Genomic DNA, 19,098 nt, shown 5'->3' with positions numbered 1-19,098 from the left:
ACCGGCGCCGACCGGCGGCGCGCGATGGCCGTCGACTCGTTAGACTGCTCGCCGCTGGTCACGCCAGAAGCGTGTCGCACTTTCGTTCAACCGGCGCCACCGCGCCGCACCAGGCTGTCCATGCAAACCTCGATCAAGACCCTGTGCCACCTGCTCGTGGCGTCCTCCCTGCCCGCGCTCTTGGGCGCCGCCCACGCGGCCGATGCGCCGCCGGCCAATCCGCTGCTCGTCGAGAGCGCGCTGCCGCTGCACTTCCCGCGCTTCGACCAGATCCGCGACGACGACTTCCAGCCCGCGTTCGAGCAGGCCATCGCCGAGGACCGCAAGCAGGTCGAGGCCATCGCGTCCAACCCGGACAAGCCGACCTTCGACAACACCATCGTCGCGCTGGAGCGCTCGGGCCGCGCGCTCGATCGCGTCGAGAAGATCTTCTCCAATCTCGAGAGCTGCAACACCGATCCCAAGCTGCAGGAAGTGCAGCGCGTGATGGCGCCCAAGCTCTCGGCGCATCGCGACGAGGTCCAGCTCGACCCGCGCCTGTTCGCGCGCATCGACGCGCTCTACAAGCAGCGCGACGCGCTGGGCCTCGACGCCGAATCCGCGCGCCTGCTGTGGCGCTACCACCAGGACTTCGTGCGCGCCGGCGCGCAGCTGCCCGAGGCCAGCAAGGCGAGGCTGCGTGCGCTCAACGCCGAACTCGCCACGCTGCAGACCACGTTCGCGCAGAACACGCTCAAGGAGCGCGGCGCCTCGGCCGTCACCTTCGACACCCGCGCCGAACTGGCGGGCCTGAGCGACGCCGAGATCAAGAACGCGGCCGACGCGGCGACCAAGGCCGGCAAGCCGGGCAAGTTCGTCATCGAGCTCGTCAACACCACCGGCCAGCCGGTGCTGACCAACCTCACGAGCCACGCGTCGCGCATGAAGGTGATGGCGGCCTCGCTCGCGCGCGGCAGCCGCGGCGGCGAGTTCGACAACCGTGCGGTGGTCGCGACGACGGCGCGCAAGCGCGCGGAGCGCGCGGCGTTGCTGGGCTATCCCACGCACGCCGCGTTCCAGCTCGCCGAGCAGACGGTGGGCTCGGTGGACGTGATGAACAAGATGCTCGCGCAGATGGCCACGCCGGCCGTCCTCAACGCGCACAAGGAAGCCACGCAGCTGCAGGCCATGATCGACGCCGAGAACGGCGGCTTCCGGCTCGATGCCGCCGACTGGGCGTACTACAGCGAGAAGGTGCGCAAGGCGCAGTACGCGTTCGACGAGTCGCAGCTCAAGCCGTACTACGAGCTCGATCACGTGCTGTTCGACGGCGTCTTCTACGCGGCCAACCAGCTGTACGGCATCACGTTCAAGGAGCGCCACGACCTGCCGGTCTACGAGCCCAGCGTGCGCGTGTTCGACGTGTTCGACAAGGACGGCACGCAACTCGCCATCTTCATCGGCGACTACTACGCGCGCCCGAACAAGAACGGCGGCGCGTGGATGAACGCCTACGTGACGCAGGACGGCCTGACGGGCGACAAGCCGGTCATCGCCAACCACCTCAACATCCCGAAGCCGCCGGCCGGCGAGCCGACGCTGCTGACGCAGGACGAGGTGACCACGGCGTTCCACGAGTTCGGCCACGCGCTGCACGGCATGTTCTCGCACGTGAAATACCCGCGCTTCGCGGGCACGCAGGTGCCGCGCGATTTCGTCGAATACCCGTCGCAGTTCAACGAGATGTGGGCGACGTATCCCGACGTGCTGAAGCACTACGCGAAGAACTACAAGACGGGCGAGCCCATTCCCCAGGCCTTGCTGGACAAGGTGCAGGCCGCGGCCAGGTTCGACCAGGGCTTCGCGACGACGGAGTACCTGTCGGCCACGCTGCTCGACCAGGCCTGGCACCAGCTGCCCGCCGACCAGGTGCCGCCGGCGGCCGACGTCACAAAGTTCGAGGCCGAGGCGCTGCACCGCGTCGGGCTGGACTTCCCGCCGGTGCCGCCGCGCTATCGCAGCACCTACTTCTCCCACGCGTTCGCGGGCGGCTATTCGGCGGGCTACTACTCGTACATCTGGAGCGAAGTGCTCGCGGCCGATTCGACGGCCTGGGTGCTCGCGCACGGCGGCCTGACGCGCCAGAACGGCGACCACATCCGCGACACGATGCTGTCGCGCGGCGGCAGCGCCGATGCGCTGTCGCTGTTCCGCGACCTCACGGGCTCGGCGCCCGACATCGGCCCGCTGCTGAAGAAGCGCGGGCTCGACGGCGCGCAGTGAGCAGGCACGCCCCGGCCCTCGTGGCCGGGGCCGTCACGCATCAACGATGCACGTGATGATGGTGGTGATGATGGTGGCGATGGTGGTGGTGGCGCGGCCGCGCGTCGGCGGCCACGGCGAACATCGACAGCACGGCAGCGACGGCGATGAGCTTGGTGAAGGACATGGAAGCTTCTTTCTTCTGGTGTGAATCGGCCGGAACTCGACCGGGGCGGCATCATGCCTCAAATCCAGGCTGAAAGGCCCCGGCCGACTTGAATCGTGCCGGGGCCTTCCTCAGGTTGATCGATCGAGGCGAACCTCGATCCGGCCTTACTTGCCGGCGTTGATGTCGGCCTTGTCCTGCTTGTATTGCAGTTTGGCGTCGGCCTTGTCCTGCTTCTCGCCGGCCTTGGCGTCGCCCTTGCACGCGCGTTCGACCGCCCCGGTCGTGTCCGCCTTGCAGTCGGCCTTGTTCGACTTGTAGTCGGCCTTGGCCTGTGCCTTGTCGGACTTGTAGTCGGCCTTGGCTTGCGCCTTGTCCGAGGCGGTGTCGGCATGCGCGCCGAACGACAGGGTGGCCGCGGCGGCGGTGAGAACGGCGGCGATGAGGGTCTTGTTCATGGTGGTCCTTCATGGAGCGCCCGACGAGTCGGGCTGAGCACCTCCTGCAGCAAGCGATGTGCCGCGCGCGACACGACGCGGCGTTGTCCGACACCGCCTGTCGCGTCCACGGCCCGGCCCTTGGTGGCAGACTGGAAGTCCCGTCCACCAGGGAGCCCGACGTGAAGTTCATGATCCTGGTCAAGTCCAATCCCGATCTCGAGGCGCGCATCGCCGCCACCAGCGACGCGCAGATGCAGGCGCAGATGGCCGAGATGGAGGCCTTCAACGACGAGCTCCGGAACGCCGGCGTGTTGAAGGACTGCGACGGCCTGCGGCCGACGAGCGAGGCCAGGCGCGTGCACTTCGACGGCGCCTCGCGCACGGTGGTCGAGGGCCCGTTCACGGGCGATCTCGTCGCCGGCTACTGGCTCTGGGAGCTGCCGTCGATGGACGAGGCCGTGGCGTGGGTCAGGCGTTGCCCGAATCCGATGTCCGCGCCGTCGGACATCGAGATCCGCCAGGTCTGGGACTGACGCGCGTCACCCGCGCGCGCCGGCGCGTGGGCGAGGAACCGCCAGGTCACAGCGTGCGCCGCAGCGCCTCGAAGAACAGCTCCGACTGCAGCCGCTCGCCGCGCGTCTGCTCGCCCACGTGCCGCGCCAGCGGCTCGGCCACCGGCGCCAGCGGCTGGCCGGTGGACTGCGCCAGCACCTGGTGCAGGCAGGCGCGTTCGAGGAAGTAGAGATCGTCGTACGCGTGGGACAGCTTCTCGCCGCAGACGATCACGCCGTGGTTGGCGAGGAAGGCCACGTCGGCGCCGCCCATCGCGCGGGCGATGCGCTCGCCCTCGGCGTCGTCCAGCGCGAGGCCGTTGTAGTGCGCGTCGACCGCGACGCGGCCGTGGAAGCGCATCGCGTTCTGCGACAACGCGGTGTCGAGGCCGCGGCCGGCGGTCAGCGTCAGCGCGGTCGCATACGGCATGTGGGTATGCAGCACGCAGGCCTTGCCGAGGCGGTGCACCGCGGCGTGGATGAACATCGCGGTCGACTCGACCTCGTGGCGGCCGGCGAGCTTGCGGCCGTCGTTGGCGACCAGCACGATGTCGTCGGCGTGGATCTCGCTCCACAGCAGGCCGCGCGGATTCAGCAGGAAGCGGTCGGAGCCGTCGGGCAGCTCGACGCTGAAGTGGTTGCAGATGCCCTCGGCCAGGCCGTGGTGGGCCGCGGCCCGCAGCGCGAGCGCGAGGTCGGCGCGCAGGGCGGCGACGGCGGGGGCGTGGAAGTCGTCTTCGTGCATGGCGGATCTGCGGCGCTGGAAGCGAAGGTCCGACTCTACAACGCGCGCCCCGCACAATGCGGCGTCGGCACTTCTGCCGCGACCGGGGAAATCGCCAGTGATCCGACTCCGAGAAGCCGCCCTTGCCGTCCTGCTTGCCGCCATCGCCGGCGCGCCCGTGCTCGCGCAGACGGCGCCGGCCCGCAAGCCTGCGCGCGCGGCCTCCGCGCCCGCCACGGCGCCCGCACCGGCCGCCTTCGTGCGCGAGCTGGGCGGCATCCAGGAGTACCGCCTGGCCAACGGCCTGCAGATCCTGCTGTTTCCCGACGCCGGCCAGAGCACCACCAGCGTCAACATCACCTACCGCGTCGGCAGCCGGTTCGAAGGGCAGGGCGAGTTCGGCATGGCGCACCTGCTGGAGCACCTGCAGTTCAAGGGCACGCCGTCGCATCGCGACATCCCCGACGAATTCGCCCGGCGCGGCGTGCGCTACAACGGCACGACCACGGTCGACCGCACCAGCTACGTCGCCGGCTTCAACGCCAACGACGACACCCTCGCATGGACCCTGGCCCTCGAGGCCGACCGCATGCGCAACTCGTTCATCGCGCGCGCCGACCTCGACAAGGAAATGAGCGTCGTGCGCAACGAGTTCGAGCGCGGCGAGAACGATCCGGTCTCGGTGCTGACCAAGCGCGTGACGTCGGCCGCCTACACGTGGCACGCCTACGGCCACGTGCCGATCGGGCCGCGCAGCGACATCGAGAACGTGCCGATCGAGAACCTGCAGGCGTTCTATCACCGCTGGTACCGGCCGGACAACGCGACGCTGCTGATCGCCGGCAAGTTCGATCGCGACGCCGCGCTGCGCCTGGTCGCGCGCGACTTCGGCCCGATCGCGCGTCCGCCCGAGGCGATGACGCCGCCATACACCGTCGAGCCCGCGCAGGACGGCGAGCGCAGCGTGGTCGTGCGTCGCGTCGGCGGCCAGCCGGTGATCGAGGCCTGGTACCACGTGCCGGCGCTGGCGCATCCCGACTCGGCGGCCATCGTGGTCTACGAGATGCTGATGTCGCTGCAGCCCTCGGGCCATCTGTACCAGGGCCTCGTCGCCTCGAAGCAGGCGCTGGGCGCCGGCATGATCGGCCTCGGCGGCCACGATCCCGGCGGGGTGCGGGCGATGGCCGTGCTGCCCCCGGCCGGCGACGTCGACCGGGTGCAGCAACGGCTGCTGGACCTGGTCGAGGGCCGCGCCGCCGTCGTCTTCACCGAGGCCGACATCGAGCGCGTGCGCGAGCTGGCGGTGGTCGGCTACCGGCAGGAGATGAAGGACACGCAGGCGCTGATGCAGCAGCTGTCGGACGTCGTCGGCGCCGGCGACTGGCGCCTGCTGTTCGTTTTGATGGACGAACTGCCCAAGGTGACGCTGGCCGATGTCGAGCGCGTGCGCGCCGCGTACTTCCGCCCGGCCAATCGCACGCTGGGCCGCTACCTGCCGACGCAGAACGTCGAGCGCGTCGAGATCCCCGCCGCGCCGCCGCTCGACCAGCGCCTGGCCGGCCTGAAGGCGCCGCCCAGCGTCGCCGACGGCGAGACCTTCGTGCCGACGATTCCCGCGCTGGCCGAGCGCACCCGGCGCGTGGTGTTGCCCAGCGGCATCGTGCTGCAGACCTTGAACAAGCAGACGCGTGGCGACGCCGTGTCGGCCACGATCGTCATGAACTGGGCGTCGCAGCGCGGGACCGTGCCGTTGCGCGGCACCACGATGGTGGCCGAGCTGATGGGCGAGGGCAGCACCACCCGGGGCCGCCAGCAGCTGCAGGACGCGCTGGTGAAGCTGCACGCCGGGCTGACGATCAATTCGGGCAACCAGTTCGCGCGCGTCGACATCGTGGCCGAGCGCGACAGCCTCGCGGCGGTCATGAAGCTCGCGTTCGACGTGCTGCGCCATCCGGCCTTCCCCGCCGACTCCGTGGGCCGCGTCCGCAGCGCGCACCTGGCCGCGATCGAGGCCGGCCGCAAGGATCTCGGCACGATGATGGGCCAGGCCTCGCGCGATCACGTCAACGCCGTGCGCGGCGCGAAGCCTGGCGAGCCGGCCTACGTGCCCTCCGTCGACGACGCGCTCGCCGAGTACCGCGACACGACGCTGGACGACGTGCGCGGGTTCTACGATCGCTACTGGTCGGCCAACCAGGCCTATGTGGCGGTGGTGGGCGCGGTGCCTGACGGCCTCGCGGACGTCGTGGAGCAGGGCCTGGGCGGCTGGAAGAAGCCCGGCGCGCCGCGGTACGAGCCCTACGAGCCGCGCTACGCCGATCTCGGCGGCGTGCGCTTCGACGTGCAGGTCGACGACACGACCTCGGCCTCGCTGCGCATGTGGCACGGCCTGGCGCTCAACCGCGACGACGCCGACTACGCGCCGCTGCTGCTCGCGGTGCATATCCTCGGCGGCGGCGGCCTCGAGAGCCGCCTCAACACGCGCGTGCGGCGCGAGCTGGGCCTGAGCTACGGCGCGGGCGCGCGGCTCGCGGCCGACTTTCACGGCAACGACGGCGGCATCGCCATCGAGGCGACGTTCGCGCCGCAGAACCGCGACAAGGTGATCGCCGCGATAGACGGCGAACTGGCCCTGTTCGGCCAGGACGGCCCGACCGAGGCCGAGCTGGCGCGTGCCAAGCACGACATCCTCGAAGGCCTCCAGCAGTCGCGTTCCAGGGACGGCGAGCTGGCGGCCGAGCTGAACGTGTTCGCCAGCCTGGATCGCGACTGGGCCTGGGAGGGCGCGCGCGCCGCCGCGCTCGAGCACGTGACGCTGGCGCAGGTCGACGACGCCTGGCACCGCCTGATGGGCGATCGCCGCTTCATGGTGACGACGGGCGGCGACTTCAAGGCCATCACGCCTGCAACACGCTGAGACACGGCCGGGCAGGCCGATTGCCGACAGACCAACTCATCTGCTCGACTGAAGGCCCCGCCATGCCGGCTCGCTCATCCGCACCTCTCGTCCCGTTCAGGCTTCACGTCGTCGCGCTGGTCGCCCTCGGCGTGCTGGCCGCGTGTTCCAAGGAGTCGGTGCCGACCGCGAACGCGCCGGTTGCGGCGGCCTCCGATGTCGCCGCGTCCGACGTGATGCTGGCGCCGCCCGCGCCCGCTCCCGTCGCGGTGGCGACGCAGGCGCCGATGACGGCGGCGACCTCGCCGCGCTCGCCCGCGCCGATCGCGGTGTACCCGCCGGCGGGCAACCAGCCGGCGTACGTCAACGAGTCGACCAATGCGCCGGTGTACGCCGACGATGCCCAGTACGCCAACGACGACCAGCAGCAGGTCGTCAGCGTGTACGTCGATCCGCCGGAAGAAGAGCCCGCGCCGGTCGCGGTGGACTGGGCGCCGCCGCCGATGCTGGTGGAGGACGTGCCGCCGCCGCCGTATCCCGACGGCGTGTGGACGGGCGGCTACTGGGCCTGGCAGGGGCGCTGGGTGTGGAGCGCGGGGCGCTGGTCGCGACCGCCGCATCCGGACTACACCTGGCAGCAGCCGTACTACGAGCATCGCGGCGACAAGGTCGTGTACGTGCCGGCCTACTGGTCGCCGCCTCATCACAGCTTCGTGGCGCCGGCGGTGGGCGTCGCCATCGTCGCGGCCGTGATCGCCGTGGGCGTGCACGCGGGCCACCATGCCGACGGCCCGCAGGGCGTGTTCATCCCGCCGCCGCCGGGCTCGCGTCCCGGCATCATCGTGCCGGCGCCGGTCGGCACGCCGCCGCGCGTCGTCGTCGGGGCGCCGCCGGTGGTCAACGTGGGCATGCGCGTCGACGGCAACGTCGAGAGGAACAGCCACAACGTGACGAACAACGTCACCAACATCACCAACGTGCGCAACGTGACGATCGTCGCGCCGCCGACGGCCACCGCCAACGGGCGCGGGTTCCAGCAGGCGGTCGCGGCCGATCCGCATCGCCCGCCGCCGCAGGCGCCGGGCGCGCGTCCCACCGCGCCGCTGCCGCAGTCGACGACGGCGGTCGCGGCCTGGCAGCCGGGCCATCCGGCGCCGACGCTGCCGGCCGCGCAACCGGTGCGCGGGCTGCCGGCGCGCGGCGAGGGCGCGGGCCATCCCGGCGCGCCGGGCGGCAACGATGCGCGCGCGCAGCAGCAGGCTGGACAAGCGCAGCAGGCCCAGCAGCAACGGGCGCAGCAGGCCCAGCAGGAGCAGGCCGCGCAGCATAAGGCGCAGCAGGAGCAGGCCCAGCATGCGCAGGAACAGGCTGCGCAGCAGAAGGCGCAGCAGGAGCAGGCTCAGCATGCGCAGGAACAGGCCGCGCAGCAGAAGGCGCAGCAGGAGCAGGCCCAGCGCGCGCAGCAGCAGGCGGCACAGCAGAAGGCGCAGCAGGAGCAGGCGCAGCGCGCGCAGCAGCAGGCCGCGCAGCAGAAGGCGCAGCAGGAGCAGGCCCAGCGCGCGCAGCAGCAGGCCGCGCAACAGAAGGCGCAGCAGGAGCAGGCCCAGCGCGCCCAGCAGCAGGCTGCGCAGCAGAAGTCGCAACAGGAGCAGGCCCGGCGCGCGCAGGAACAGGCCGCGCAGCAGAAGGCGCAACAGGAGCAGGCCCAGCGCGCCCAGCAGCAGGCGCAGCAGCAACGCGCCCAACAGGAGCAGGCCCAACGCGCGCAACAACAGGCTGCGCAGCAGAAGGCCCAGCAGGAGCAGGCTCAACACGCGCAGCAGGAACAGGCGCAGCGCGCCCAGCAGCAGGCGCAGCAGCAGGCGGCGCAACAGAAGGCGCAGCAGGAGCAGGCCCAGCATGCGCAACAACAGGCGCAGCAACAGCGCGCGCAGCAGGAGCAGGCCGCCAAGGCCAACGAGGCCAAGCCCAAGCCCGAGCCTGACGCGCACCGGCCGCCGGAGCGCAAGCCCGACGACAACGACCGCAAGTAGCGGTCAGCGTCGTTGCGCCGCGTCCGCGAGCGCGCGCAGCAGCGCGGCGATGTCCTCGGGCTCGTGCGCCGCCGACAGCGCGATGCGCAGCCGCGCGGTGCCCTCGGGCACGGTCGGCGGCCGGATCGCCGGCACCCACAGCCCGGCGTCGGCCAGGGCGTTCATGATGCGCAGCGCCTCGTCGTTGGCGCCGATGACCAGTGCCTGGACGGCCGTCGCCGACGGCAGCAGCGTCCACCCGGTGCCTGCGATCGCCGCCGGCAGCCCGGCGCGGAAGTCCGCGATGTTGCGATGCAGGCGCGCGAGGCGTGCGGGCTCGTCGCGGATCACGCGCAGCGCGGCGCGGACGCTCTGCGCGAGCAGCGCGGGCGCGGCGGTCGCAAACGTGTAGCTGCGCGTCTTCTGCAGCAGCCATTCGACGAGCGTCGCCGGGCCCGCGACGAACGCGCCCGACACCCCCGCCGCCTTGCCCAGCGTGGCCATGTAGATCACGCGGCGGCTCGCGCCGGCGCCCGTGCGAGCGACCGCCGCCAGCGAGCCGCGGCCTTGCGGGCCGCACACGCCGAAGCCGTGCGCGTCGTCGAGCAGCAGCAGCGCGTCGTGGCGCTCGCACAGCGCGATCAGCGCGGGGATGTCGGCGACGTCGCCGTCCATGCTGAAGACGGCGTCGCTGATGACGAGCTTGCGGCGCGCCGGGCTGGCCTGCAGCAGCGACTCGAGCTGCGCGAGGTCGGCATGCTCGAAGCGATGGATGTCGGCCTTCGACAGGCGCGCGCCGTCGATCAGGCAGGCGTGGTTCAACGCGTCGGAGAAGAGCGCGTCGCCCGGCCCGACCAGCGCGGGGACGATGCTCGCGTTGGTCGCATAGCCGGCATAGAAGTAGAGCGCGCGCTCGAGGCCGACGAACTCGGCGAGCTCGCGCTCCAGCGCCGCATTGGCCTCGCTGTGGCCGCTGACCATCGGCGACGCGCCGCTGCCCACGCCGAAGTCGCGCGCACCCTGGATCGCGGCGTCGCGCAAGGCCTCATGCTGCGACAGGCCGAGATAATCGTTGCTGCAGAACGCCAGCATCCTGCGGCCGTCGACCCACAGCGACGCGCCCTCGGCGGGGCGCACCTCGCGGCGGCGGCGTGTCAGGTGCGCGGCGTCCAGCGCGGCGAGGCGGTCGGGGATCTCGTCGATCCACGAAGGGCCGGCGTCGGAAGGGTCAGAGGACATCGGGAAGCATGAATCGATCCGCGTCGGCGCGCGGATCGGGGCGTGCGGAGAACGGCAGGTCGGCCCACAGCGGCGCGCCGAGGTGCGTGCGCAGGTAGGCCAGGTTCTCCTCGGGACAGAGGAAGTCGGGGTCGACGCGGTTGGCGATCCAGCCGGCCAGCGCGAGGCCGCGCGCGCGAATCGCCTCGGCCGTCAGCAGCGCGTGGTTGAGGCAGCCCAGCCGCATGCCCACGACCAGCACCAACGGCAGCCCGAGGGCGGCGGCGAGGTCGGCGCCGGTCTGCGTCTCGGACAGCGGCACCAGGAAGCCGCCGGCGCCTTCGACGACCAGCGCGTCGGTGCGCGTGCGCAGTTCGGTGACCGCGTCCAGCACGGTGTCGAACGAGATCGCGGTGCCGGCGCGCGCGGCGGCGAGGTGCGGCGACAGCGGCTCGGGCAGCAGGATCGGGTTGTCCAGCTCGGGCCGCACGCGCACCGTCGATGCCGCGCGGTGCGCGATCGAGTCCTCGTTGGAGAGGCCGTCCGGCGTCTGCACGCCGCCCGCGGCAATCGGCTTCATGCCGCACACGCGCGCGTGGCGCCGCGCGAGCGCGTGCAGCAGCGCGCAGGTCGCGTGGGTCTTGCCGATACCGGTATCGGTACCGACGACGAACCAGCCAATGCTCATGGCAAGGCCTTCTCGTCGTCGAACAGCGAGGGCTCGGCCTCGGCCAGCGTGGCCTCCAGCGCGGCCAGCGCGCCGTCGGCGAGATGGCGCGCGGTGTCGTCCTCGAGCACGTAGGGCGGCATCGCGTAGAGCGTCGCGCCGATCGGGCGCAGCAGCAGGCCCCTGTCGAGTGCGTGGCGCGCGTAGCGGCGGGCGAAGTTGGCGGGGGCGCCGACGATGTCCCAGGCCCAGATCATGCCGAGGCGGCGCGCGTTGCGAACGCGCTCGTGCGCGTGCAGCGGCGCGAGGAATCCATCGACCATGCCGGCGCGTTCGACGTTGACCGCGAGCACGTTCTCGCGCTCGAAGATGTCGAGGGTGGCCAGCGCCGCGCGGCACGCGAGCGGGTTGCCGGTGTACGAGTGCGAGTGCAGGAAGCCGCGCGCGGCGTCGTCGTCGTAGAACGCGTCGTAGACCGCGTCGGTCGTCAGCACCGCGGCCAGCGGCAGCGTGCCGCCGGTCAGGCCCTTGGACAGGCAGATGAAGTCCGGCCGGATGCCCGCCTGCTGGTGCGCGAACATCGTGCCGGTGCGGCCGAAGCCCACCGCGATCTCGTCGACGACCAGGTGCACGCCGAACGCGCTGCACAGCGCACGCGCCTCGCGCAGGTAGGCCGGGTCGTGCATCGCCATGCCGGTGGCGCATTGCACCAGCGGCTCGACGATGAAGGCGGCGGTCTCCTCGTGATGCTCGGCGAGCCACGCCCCGAGATCGCGCGCGGCGCGATGCGCGACGTCGGCGGCGGATTCACCGCCCCGCGCGCCGCGCGCGTCGGGCGACGCGACGGTGGTCGACAGCCGCACCAGCGGCGCATAGGCCTCGCGGAAGATCGCGATGTCGGTCACGCCCAGCGCCCCCGCGGTCTCGCCGTGATAGCCGCCCTGCAGCGCGACGAAGCGGTTCTTGCCGGGCTTGCCGGCGTTGCGCCAGTAATGCGCGCTCATCTTCAGCGCGATCTCGGTGGCCGACGCGCCGTCGCTCGCATAGAACGCGTGTCCCAGCCCGGTGAGGGCGGCCAGCCGCTCCGACAGCTCGACCACGGGCGCATGCGTCAGCCCGGCCAGCATCGTGTGGTCGAGCCGGGACAACTGGTCGACCAGCGCCGAGCGGATCGCCGGATGGCCGTGGCCGAAGAGGTTGGTCCACCACGAGCTGATGCCGTCGAGGTAGCGCCTGCCCTCGACGTCGACCAGCCACGGGCCTTCCGCCGACGCGATCGCGATCAGCGGCGTCGAATCGGCTTGCGGGCCGTCCGGTGCGCCGTGCGCCTTCATCTGCGTGCACGGGTGCCAGACGGCGCGCAGGCTGCGCGCGCGCCAGGCGTCGTTCGAGCCGGTGAGGGTGGCGGTCATGAGGGTCGAGGGAAAAGGCGGGATTTTGCCCCGCTTCTCCTGCTCGACCGATGACGCACCGTCGCGCAGGGCCTTTCCAGCGGGCAGACCGCATCGAGAGCAGACCGGATTTCGGCCTCTTTTCCGGCTCAAGTTTCCGGCCCTGCCCGGCAACATGTCGACACACGATTCCCCTGCCCGCATTCCGCTTCCAACCCCTCCATGGCCGACAACGCAGACCGCAACCTCCCCGCCTCAGCGAAGAAGATTCGCAAGGCCCGGCAGGAAGGCAATGTCCCGCGCTCGCGCGATCTCGGCCATTTCGTCGCGATGGGGCTGGCCGCGGCGCTGCTGTTCACGGCGATGCCGTCGCTGGCGAGCTACTCGCAGCGCCTGCTGGCCGACGGCCTGACCTTCGACCACAGCGTCATCGCCAGCCCGCAGATCGCCGGCGAGCACGCGGTCGGGCTGTTCACGCGCGGCTTCATGGTCGTGCTGATCGTCGGCGGCCTGTTCATGGTCGCTGGCGTCGTCGCCAACATCGCGTTCGGCGGCTGGAACCTGACGATGAAGGCCGTCGCGCCGAACTTCGGCAAGCTCAACCCGATCGCCGGCTTCGGCCGCCTGTTCAATTTCCACCAGCTGGTGACGGTGCTCAAGGCCTCGCTGCTGGCGATCGCCGTCGGCTTCGCCGGCACGATGTATCTCAAGGCGCACTTCGCCGAGCTCGGCGGCGTGCTGCAGGCCGACCTCCCCGACGGCCTGGCCACGGTCGGCCGCACGCTGGCCGCGGGCTTCCTGTCGATGCTGCTGGTGCTCGCCGCGTGGGCCGGGTTCGACGTCTTCTGGCAGAAGAAGACGTACATGGACAAGCTCAAGATGAGCCGCGAGGAACAGAAGCAGGAGCACAAGGAGTCCGAGGGCAACGTCGAGGTCAAGGCCAAGATGAAGCAGAAGATGCGCGAGATGGCCAAGCGCCGGATGATGAAGGCCGTGCCGGCCGCGGACATCGTCGTGATGAACCCGACCCACTACGCCGTCGCGCTGAAGTACGACCAGGAAGCCGCCGGCGCGCCGCGCGTCGTCGCCAAGGGCACCGACCGCCTCGCCATGCGCATCCGCGACCTCGCGCGCGACGCCGGCGTCCCCGTCCTCGAAGCCCCGCCACTGGCGCGTGCGCTCTACACGCACGTCGAGATCGACGGCGAGGTGCCCACCGTGCTGTTCGCCGCCGTGGCGCAGGTGCTCGCCTGGGTCTACCAGCTGCGCGCCACGCCGAACCTGAACCTGCGCGCTCCCAACGTGAACGTGCCGCCCGAACTCGATCCGCTCACCGGCGGCCCCAAGCCCAAGCGTCGCCGCCCGCCGCGCGCCGCGTCGGCCACCGCCGAGTAAGACATCCGTAGAGCCCGTCCATGAACGACCTCCAGAAGCTCATCTCGAAACTGACCGGCGGCAACGCCGCGCTCGGCAAGGCGCTGATGGCGCCCGTCTTCATCGTCATGGTGCTGTCCATGATGGTGCTGCCGCTGCCGTCGTTCGTGCTGGACCTGTTCTTCACCTTCAACATCGCGATGGCGCTGATGGTGATGATGGTCGCCGCCAACCTCGTGCGTCCGCTGGACTTCGCCGCGTTCCCCACGGTGCTGCTGATCACCACGCTGCTGCGCCTGTCGCTCAACGTCGCCTCCACCCGCGTCGTGCTGATGGAAGGCCACACCGGCCCGGGCGCCGCGGGCCACGTGATCGAGTCGTTCGGCCACTTCCTGATCGGCGGCAACTTCGCGGTCGGCCTGATCGTGTTCGCGATCCTGGTCGTCATCAACTTCATCGTGGTCACGAAGGGCGCGGAGCGCATCGCCGAAGTCGGCGCGCGCTTCACCCTGGACGCGATGCCCGGCAAGCAGATGGCGATCGACGCCGACCTGAACGCCGGCCTGATCGACGAGGCGATGGCCAAGAAGCGCCGCGCCGAAGTCGGCGACGAGGCGGAATTCTTCGGCTCCATGGACGGTGCGTCGAAGTTCGTGCGCGGCGACGCCATGGCCGGCATCCTGATCCTGTTCATCAACATCATCGGCGGCTTCGTGATCGGCGTCGTGCAGCACGGCCTGTCGGCCGGCGAGGCGGCCGATTCGTACATCCTGCTGGCGGTCGGCGACGCGCTGGTCGCGCAGATCCCCGGCCTGCTGATCTCGGTGGCGGCCGCGATGGTCGTCTCCCGCGTCGGCAAGGAAGAGGACTCCGGCGCGCAGATCCGCAACCAGCTGTTCGGCTCGTCGAAGGCGCTGGCCATCACGGCCGGCATCGTCGGCGCGCTGTCCATCATCCCGGGCATGCCGCACCTGGTCTTCATGATCATCGCGGGCGCCGCGGGCTGGTTCTCGCGCTTCCAGACGAAGAAGGCCGAGAAGGACGCCGCCATGGCCAAGGCCAAGGCCGACGTGCCCGCGCCGCCCAAGCCAGCCGACGCGGAAGCCGGCTGGGACGACGTCACGCCGGTCGACATCCTCGGGCTCGAAGTGGGCTACCGCCTCATCGCGCTGGTCGACAAGACGCGCTCGGGCGACCTGCTGGCGCGCATCAAGGGCGTGCGCAAGAAGTTCGCGCAGGACGTCGGCTTCCTGCCGCCGTCGGTGCACATCCGCGACAACCTGGAGCTCAAGCCCAGCATGTACCGCGTGACGCTGCGCGGCGCCGTCATCGGCGAGGGCGAGGCCTTCCCGGGCATGCACCTGGCGATCAACCCGGGCGGCACGGCGCTCGCCATCCCCGGCACCAAGTGCGTGGATCCGGCGTTCGGCCTGCCCGCGGTGTGGATCGAGGAACGCCAGCGCGAAAGTGCCCAAATGGCCGGCTATACGGTTGTTGATTGCCCGACTGTCGTTGCAACACATCTTTCACACTTGATGCAAGTGAACGCGGCTCGCCTGTTGGGCCGCAACGAAGTCCAGATGCTGGTCGAACACGTGACCAAGCTGGCCCCGAAGCTGATCGAAGACGTCATACCCAAGATGATCGCCATCGCACCGTTGCAAAAAGTCCTCCAGCTGCTGCTGGAAGAGGGCGTGCACATCCGCGATTTCCGGTCCATCGTGGAATCGCTGGCCGAACACGCCGGCAGCGTCACCGACCCGGCCGAGCTGGCGCGCCGCATCCGCACGCACATCGCGCCGGCGATCGTCCAGCAGATCTACGGCCCGGTGCGCGAACTCGACGTCATCGCGCTGGAACCCGACCTCGAACGCATGGTCACGCAGGCCCTCACGTCGCCGCACGGCGCGGTGCTGGATCCGGGCGTGGCCGACACGCTGACGCGCCAGGCCTCCGACATGGTCCGCCGCCAGGAAGACAAGGGCCACCCGGCCTGCCTGCTGGTGCCGGACGCGCTGCGCGCCCCGCTGGCCCGCCTGCTCAAGCGCTCTGCACCTCGCCTGAAGGTGCTGGCCCATTCCGAAATTCCTGAAACCCACTCGATCCGGATCGGCTCGATCATCGGAGGTACCGCATGAACGTCAAACGCTTTGCTGCCCGCACTTCGCGCGAGGCCCTCGCGCTCGTGCGCCAGGCCTTTGGCGTCGACGCCGTGGTGCTCTCGACGAAGCCGTGCGCCGAAGGGATCGAAGTGCTCGCGATGGCGCCGGATTCCGTCGCCGGCCTCGAGCGCCTCACCGCGACGCCGGAAGACGCCTCGCCGCGCCGCGCCGCCGCGCCGATGTCGCCCGCGCAACGCGCCGCCGGCCCCGTCGCCGCGCAGGCCGCCGCCCTCGCGGGCGCGCAGCGCGAGCTCGCCAACCGCATGGGCGTGCCGAAGAACGAAGTGGAAGCCGACGCCGACCAGCTCGCGATGAGCACGCTGTCGTTCCAGGACTACGTGCGCGACCGCATGCTCAAGCGCCGCCACGCCGAGCTGCACAACCAGCCGATCGACGACACGCCGGCCCCGCGCGTCGAGTCGACCCGCAGCGCGCTGGCCCAGGCCGGCGCCGCGCGCACCGCGATGTCGCGCGCCGCCGAGCGCCAGCAGCAGCTGCAGTCGGTCGACGCCAACGACGAGTACTTCGACGCACCCGCCCCGGCGCCGGTGCCGCAGCGCCGCGCCGCGCCGCAGCAGCGCGTCGAGCCGACGCTGCCGCCGCAACGCGCCGCGCGTCCGGCGCCGCAGTCGTTCGCCAACGTGCCCGAGCTGCACGACGAATACGTGGAAGAGCCGGTGCAGCCGCCATCGGCCTCGGTGACGCACCTGGCCGACGTGGTCACGCGCAACAACCACATGGACATGGTCAACGAGCTGCGCTCGATGAAGGGCCTGATCGAGGAGCGCTTCGGCGCCCTGGCCTTCATGGAGAAGCTGCAGCGCCAGCCGCGCCAGGCGCTGCTCGCGCAGAAGCTGCTGGACGTCGGCTTCTCGCCGGCGCTGATCCGCAAGATGGTCGACGCGCTGCCCGCCGACGCCCCGGACGAGAACGCGTGGGCCGCTGGCGTGCTGGAACGCAACCTGCTGACCAACGAGTCCGAGCTGTCGATGGAAGACCAGGGCGGCGTGTACGCGCTGATCGGCTCGACCGGCGTCGGCAAGACCACCACCACCGCCAAGATCGCCGCCGGCTTCGCCGCGCGCCACGGCGCCGCCAACCTCGGCCTGATCACGCTGGACGCCTACCGCGTCGGCGCCCACGAACAGCTGCGCGCCTACGGCCGCATCCTGGGCGTGCCGGTGCACACCGCGCACGACCGCGCGTCGCTGGAAGACCTGCTGGAGCTGCTGGCCGGCAAGAAGATGGTGCTGATCGACACCGCGGGCATGGCCCAGCGCGACGGCCGCACCCGCGAGCTGCTGGAGATGCTGGCGCACCGCTCGATCAAGAAGGTGCTGGTGGTCGACGCGTCCTCGCAGGGCGAGACCATCGACGACGTGATCATCAACTGGAAGGCCTCGGCCTGCACCGGCGTGATCCTCTCGAAGATCGACGAGGCCGTGAAGCTGGCCCCGGCGCTCGATGCGCTGATCCGCCACAAGCTGAAGAACATCGGCGTGGCCAACGGCCAGCGCGTGCCGGAAGACTGGCACCACCTGTCGGCCAACGCGCTCGTGCATCGCGCGCTCAAGGGCGGCGGCAGCGCGGCCTACCGCATGGATCCGCAGGACGTGCACCTCGTCTTCGCGCACGCCGGCGTGAGCCAGCAATCGGCCGCGGCATTGCGCGTCTGAACGACCGCTTTTCGCCCGATCGCCTCAACGCCCGCACGGACATAGTCCCTTACATGACCCGTCATCGCAGCCCTCCACCGACCGACCAGGCCGACGGCCTGCGGCGCATGTTCGCCGCGAGCCAGGGCGTGATCGTGCCGGTCGTCGCCAACCCGCACGTCGAGCACCACGGCGCCGTGCTGGCGCGCCTGGCGAGCGTGTTCTCCGAGCAGGGGCTCAACACGCTGGTGGTCGACGCGGCCGACACGGCGCCCGAACCCGGCGAGCTGTCCTTCATCGACCTCGGCGCCTGCGTCGAGCCGCTGTCGCCGCAACTCGCCTACCTGGCCGCGCGCGGCCTGCCGATGCAGCATGTCGACACGCACGGCTCCTGCGCGAGCTTCATCCCGCGCATGATGAACGTGGTCTACGACGTCGACGTCGTCGTGATCCATACCGAGGCCCGTATCCTCGCGCGCATGCTGGGCGACCAGCAGCTGCGTCCGGTGCTGCTGGCGTCGGGCGCCGGCGAGAGCATCACGCACGCCTACGCCGCGCTCAAGATGCTGGTCCAGCGCCTGGGCCTCATGAGCTTCGACCTCGTGACGCCCACGACCAAGGGTCGCGGCCCGACGCCGAAGCGCATCGCCGAGCGGCTGTCCGACTGCGCCGACCGCTTCCTCGGCGCGGCCCTGCACGACTCGGCCGCCATCGACCCCGACATCGCCTTCGGCGAGGCCTCCGGCCCCGACCTGATGCGCCTGGCCGCCGCGCAGCTTCGCCTGCCCGCGCCGATCACGACTTCGCACGCGCCCGCGTGGACGCCCGCGCGTCCCGCCGCCTCGTCTTCCTCCCTGTCCGCTTGAACAAGAATCTGGAGATCGCCATGTACACCGCCAAAGGCCAGCTCGACGCCAACGCGATGCTCAAGCAATACAGCCCGCTCGTGCGACGCCTCGCGCACCAGATGATTGCCAAGCTGCCGGCCAACGTCGAGATCGACGACCTGATCCAGGTCGGCATGATCGGCCTGAACGACGCGATGTCGCGCTTCGACAGCGAACAGGGTGTGCAGTTCGAGACCTTCGCGACGCAACGCATCCGCGGCGCCATGCTCGACGAGCTGCGCGGCAGCGACTGGATGAGCCGCGGCGGCCGCCGCCAGCAGCGCGAGATCGAGACCGCGGTGCACAAGCTCGAGCAGAAGCTGGGCCGCGCGCCGCAGGAAAGCGAGATCGCCGAGGCCATGGGCATGTCGCTGACGCAATACCAGGAAGTGCTGGGCAAGGTGCGCGGCACGCAGCTGGTGTACCTGGAAGACATGTCGGGCGACGAGGGCGGCGACGACTACCTCGACCGCCACGTGTCCAACGAGGACGCCAACCCGCTGTCGATGCTGCAGGACCATCGCATGCGCGAGGCGCTGGTCGAGGCGATCAAGAACCTGCCCGAGCGCGAGCAGTACGTGATGTCGATGTACTACGAGCACGACATGAACCTCAAGGAGATCGCGGCGGTGCTCAAGGTCACGGAGAGCCGCGTCTGCCAGCTGCACAGCCAGTCGATCGCCCGCCTGCGCGTCAAGCTGCGCGAATGGTGAT

General features: G+C 70.7%; 15 protein-coding genes. 9 read left to right on the top strand and 6 right to left on the bottom strand.

The annotated features are described in order from the left end of the window. The first annotated feature begins 120 nt into the window (after positions 1–120). On the top strand, positions 121–2,262 hold the full coding sequence (locus LPC04_RS02820; protein ID WP_275680663.1) for a M3 family metallopeptidase: 2,142 nt from the start codon (positions 121–123) through the stop codon (positions 2,260–2,262). A gap of 40 nt (positions 2,263–2,302) precedes the next feature. Here the strand turns inward: LPC04_RS02820 and LPC04_RS02815 are convergent, their stop codons facing one another. Continuing rightward, the gene (locus LPC04_RS02815) at positions 2,303–2,428 is read right to left on the bottom strand and encodes a hypothetical protein (protein WP_275680662.1); all 126 of its coding nucleotides are present in this window, start codon (positions 2,426–2,428) and stop codon (positions 2,303–2,305) included. 146 nt (positions 2,429–2,574) lie between these two features. Continuing rightward, positions 2,575–2,865 (bottom strand): hypothetical protein, encoded by a 291-nt coding sequence (locus LPC04_RS02810; protein ID WP_275680661.1) that lies wholly within the window; start codon positions 2,863–2,865, stop codon positions 2,575–2,577. Positions 2,866–3,035: 170 nt separating this feature from the next. Here LPC04_RS02810 and LPC04_RS02805 point away from each other — a divergent pair, with 170 nt between their 5' ends. Next, positions 3,036–3,380 (top strand): YciI family protein, encoded by a 345-nt coding sequence (locus LPC04_RS02805; protein ID WP_275681909.1) that lies wholly within the window; start codon positions 3,036–3,038, stop codon positions 3,378–3,380. 46 nt (positions 3,381–3,426) lie between these two features. On the opposite strand, the gene LPC04_RS02800 is transcribed toward LPC04_RS02805, so the two are convergent. Further along, on the bottom strand, positions 3,427–4,143 hold the full coding sequence (locus LPC04_RS02800) for an aldolase (RefSeq protein ID WP_275680660.1): 717 nt from the start codon (positions 4,141–4,143) through the stop codon (positions 3,427–3,429). Positions 4,144–4,240: 97 nt separating this feature from the next. On the opposite strand from LPC04_RS02800, the gene LPC04_RS02795 reads away from it, so the two are divergent. Both LPC04_RS02795 and LPC04_RS02790 read left to right on the top strand, forming a co-directional pair. Then, entirely contained in the window at positions 4,241–7,039 is a 2,799-nt protein-coding gene (locus LPC04_RS02795; protein ID WP_275680659.1) for a M16 family metallopeptidase, read from the top strand. Positions 7,040–7,101: 62 nt separating this feature from the next. Then, positions 7,102–9,051 carry a hypothetical protein gene (locus LPC04_RS02790; RefSeq protein ID WP_275680658.1) on the top strand — a complete coding sequence of 650 codons (1,950 nt, stop codon included), beginning with the start codon at positions 7,102–7,104 and terminating at the stop codon, positions 9,049–9,051. A gap of 3 nt (positions 9,052–9,054) precedes the next feature. Here the strand turns inward: LPC04_RS02790 and bioF are convergent, their stop codons facing one another. Genes bioF through bioA form a run of 3 tightly spaced genes read right to left on the bottom strand, consistent with a single transcriptional unit; the run spans position 9,055 to position 12,327 of the window. Beyond that, complete coding sequence (bioF, locus tag LPC04_RS02785; RefSeq protein WP_275680657.1) at positions 9,055–10,269, bottom strand: 8-amino-7-oxononanoate synthase; 1,215 nt, start codon at positions 10,267–10,269, stop codon at positions 9,055–9,057. Then, complete coding sequence (gene bioD / locus LPC04_RS02780; protein WP_275680656.1) at positions 10,259–10,936, bottom strand: dethiobiotin synthase; 678 nt, start codon at positions 10,934–10,936, stop codon at positions 10,259–10,261. Before bioD ends, bioF begins: the two co-directional genes overlap by 11 nt. After that, the gene (gene bioA / locus LPC04_RS02775) at positions 10,933–12,327 is read right to left on the bottom strand and encodes an adenosylmethionine--8-amino-7-oxononanoate transaminase (protein ID WP_275680655.1); all 1,395 of its coding nucleotides are present in this window, start codon (positions 12,325–12,327) and stop codon (positions 10,933–10,935) included. The genes bioD and bioA overlap by 4 nt, the downstream gene beginning before the upstream one ends. Positions 12,328–12,528: 201 nt before the next feature. Here bioA and flhB point away from each other — a divergent pair, with 201 nt between their 5' ends. The 5 genes from flhB to LPC04_RS02750 are packed head-to-tail and all read left to right on the top strand — an operon-like array spanning position 12,529 to position 19,097. Beyond that, entirely contained in the window at positions 12,529–13,701 is a 1,173-nt protein-coding gene (gene flhB, locus LPC04_RS02770; protein ID WP_275680654.1) for a flagellar biosynthesis protein FlhB, read from the top strand. 20 nt (positions 13,702–13,721) lie between these two features. Further along, positions 13,722–15,818 carry a flagellar biosynthesis protein FlhA gene (gene flhA / locus LPC04_RS02765; protein WP_275680653.1) on the top strand — a complete coding sequence of 699 codons (2,097 nt, stop codon included), beginning with the start codon at positions 13,722–13,724 and terminating at the stop codon, positions 15,816–15,818. Next, a complete protein-coding gene (gene flhF / locus LPC04_RS02760; protein ID WP_275680652.1) occupies positions 15,815–17,518 on the top strand; it encodes a flagellar biosynthesis GTPase FlhF in 1,704 nt (567 codons plus the stop codon). The genes flhA and flhF overlap by 4 nt, the downstream gene beginning before the upstream one ends. Positions 17,519–17,571: 53 nt before the next feature. After that, complete coding sequence (locus LPC04_RS02755; protein WP_275680651.1) at positions 17,572–18,363, top strand: P-loop NTPase family protein; 792 nt, start codon at positions 17,572–17,574, stop codon at positions 18,361–18,363. A 20-nt stretch (positions 18,364–18,383) separates the two neighbouring features. Beyond that, a complete protein-coding gene (locus tag LPC04_RS02750) occupies positions 18,384–19,097 on the top strand; it encodes an RNA polymerase sigma factor FliA (protein ID WP_275680650.1) in 714 nt (237 codons plus the stop codon). Position 19,098 lies beyond the last annotated feature (1 nt).

This window comes from Scleromatobacter humisilvae (genome assembly GCF_023231945.1).
Classification (GTDB): domain Bacteria; phylum Pseudomonadota; class Gammaproteobacteria; order Burkholderiales; family Burkholderiaceae_C; genus Scleromatobacter; species Scleromatobacter humisilvae.
Note: the sequence above shows the minus strand (reverse complement) of the source record. Positions and strands in the feature narration are given on the sequence as shown.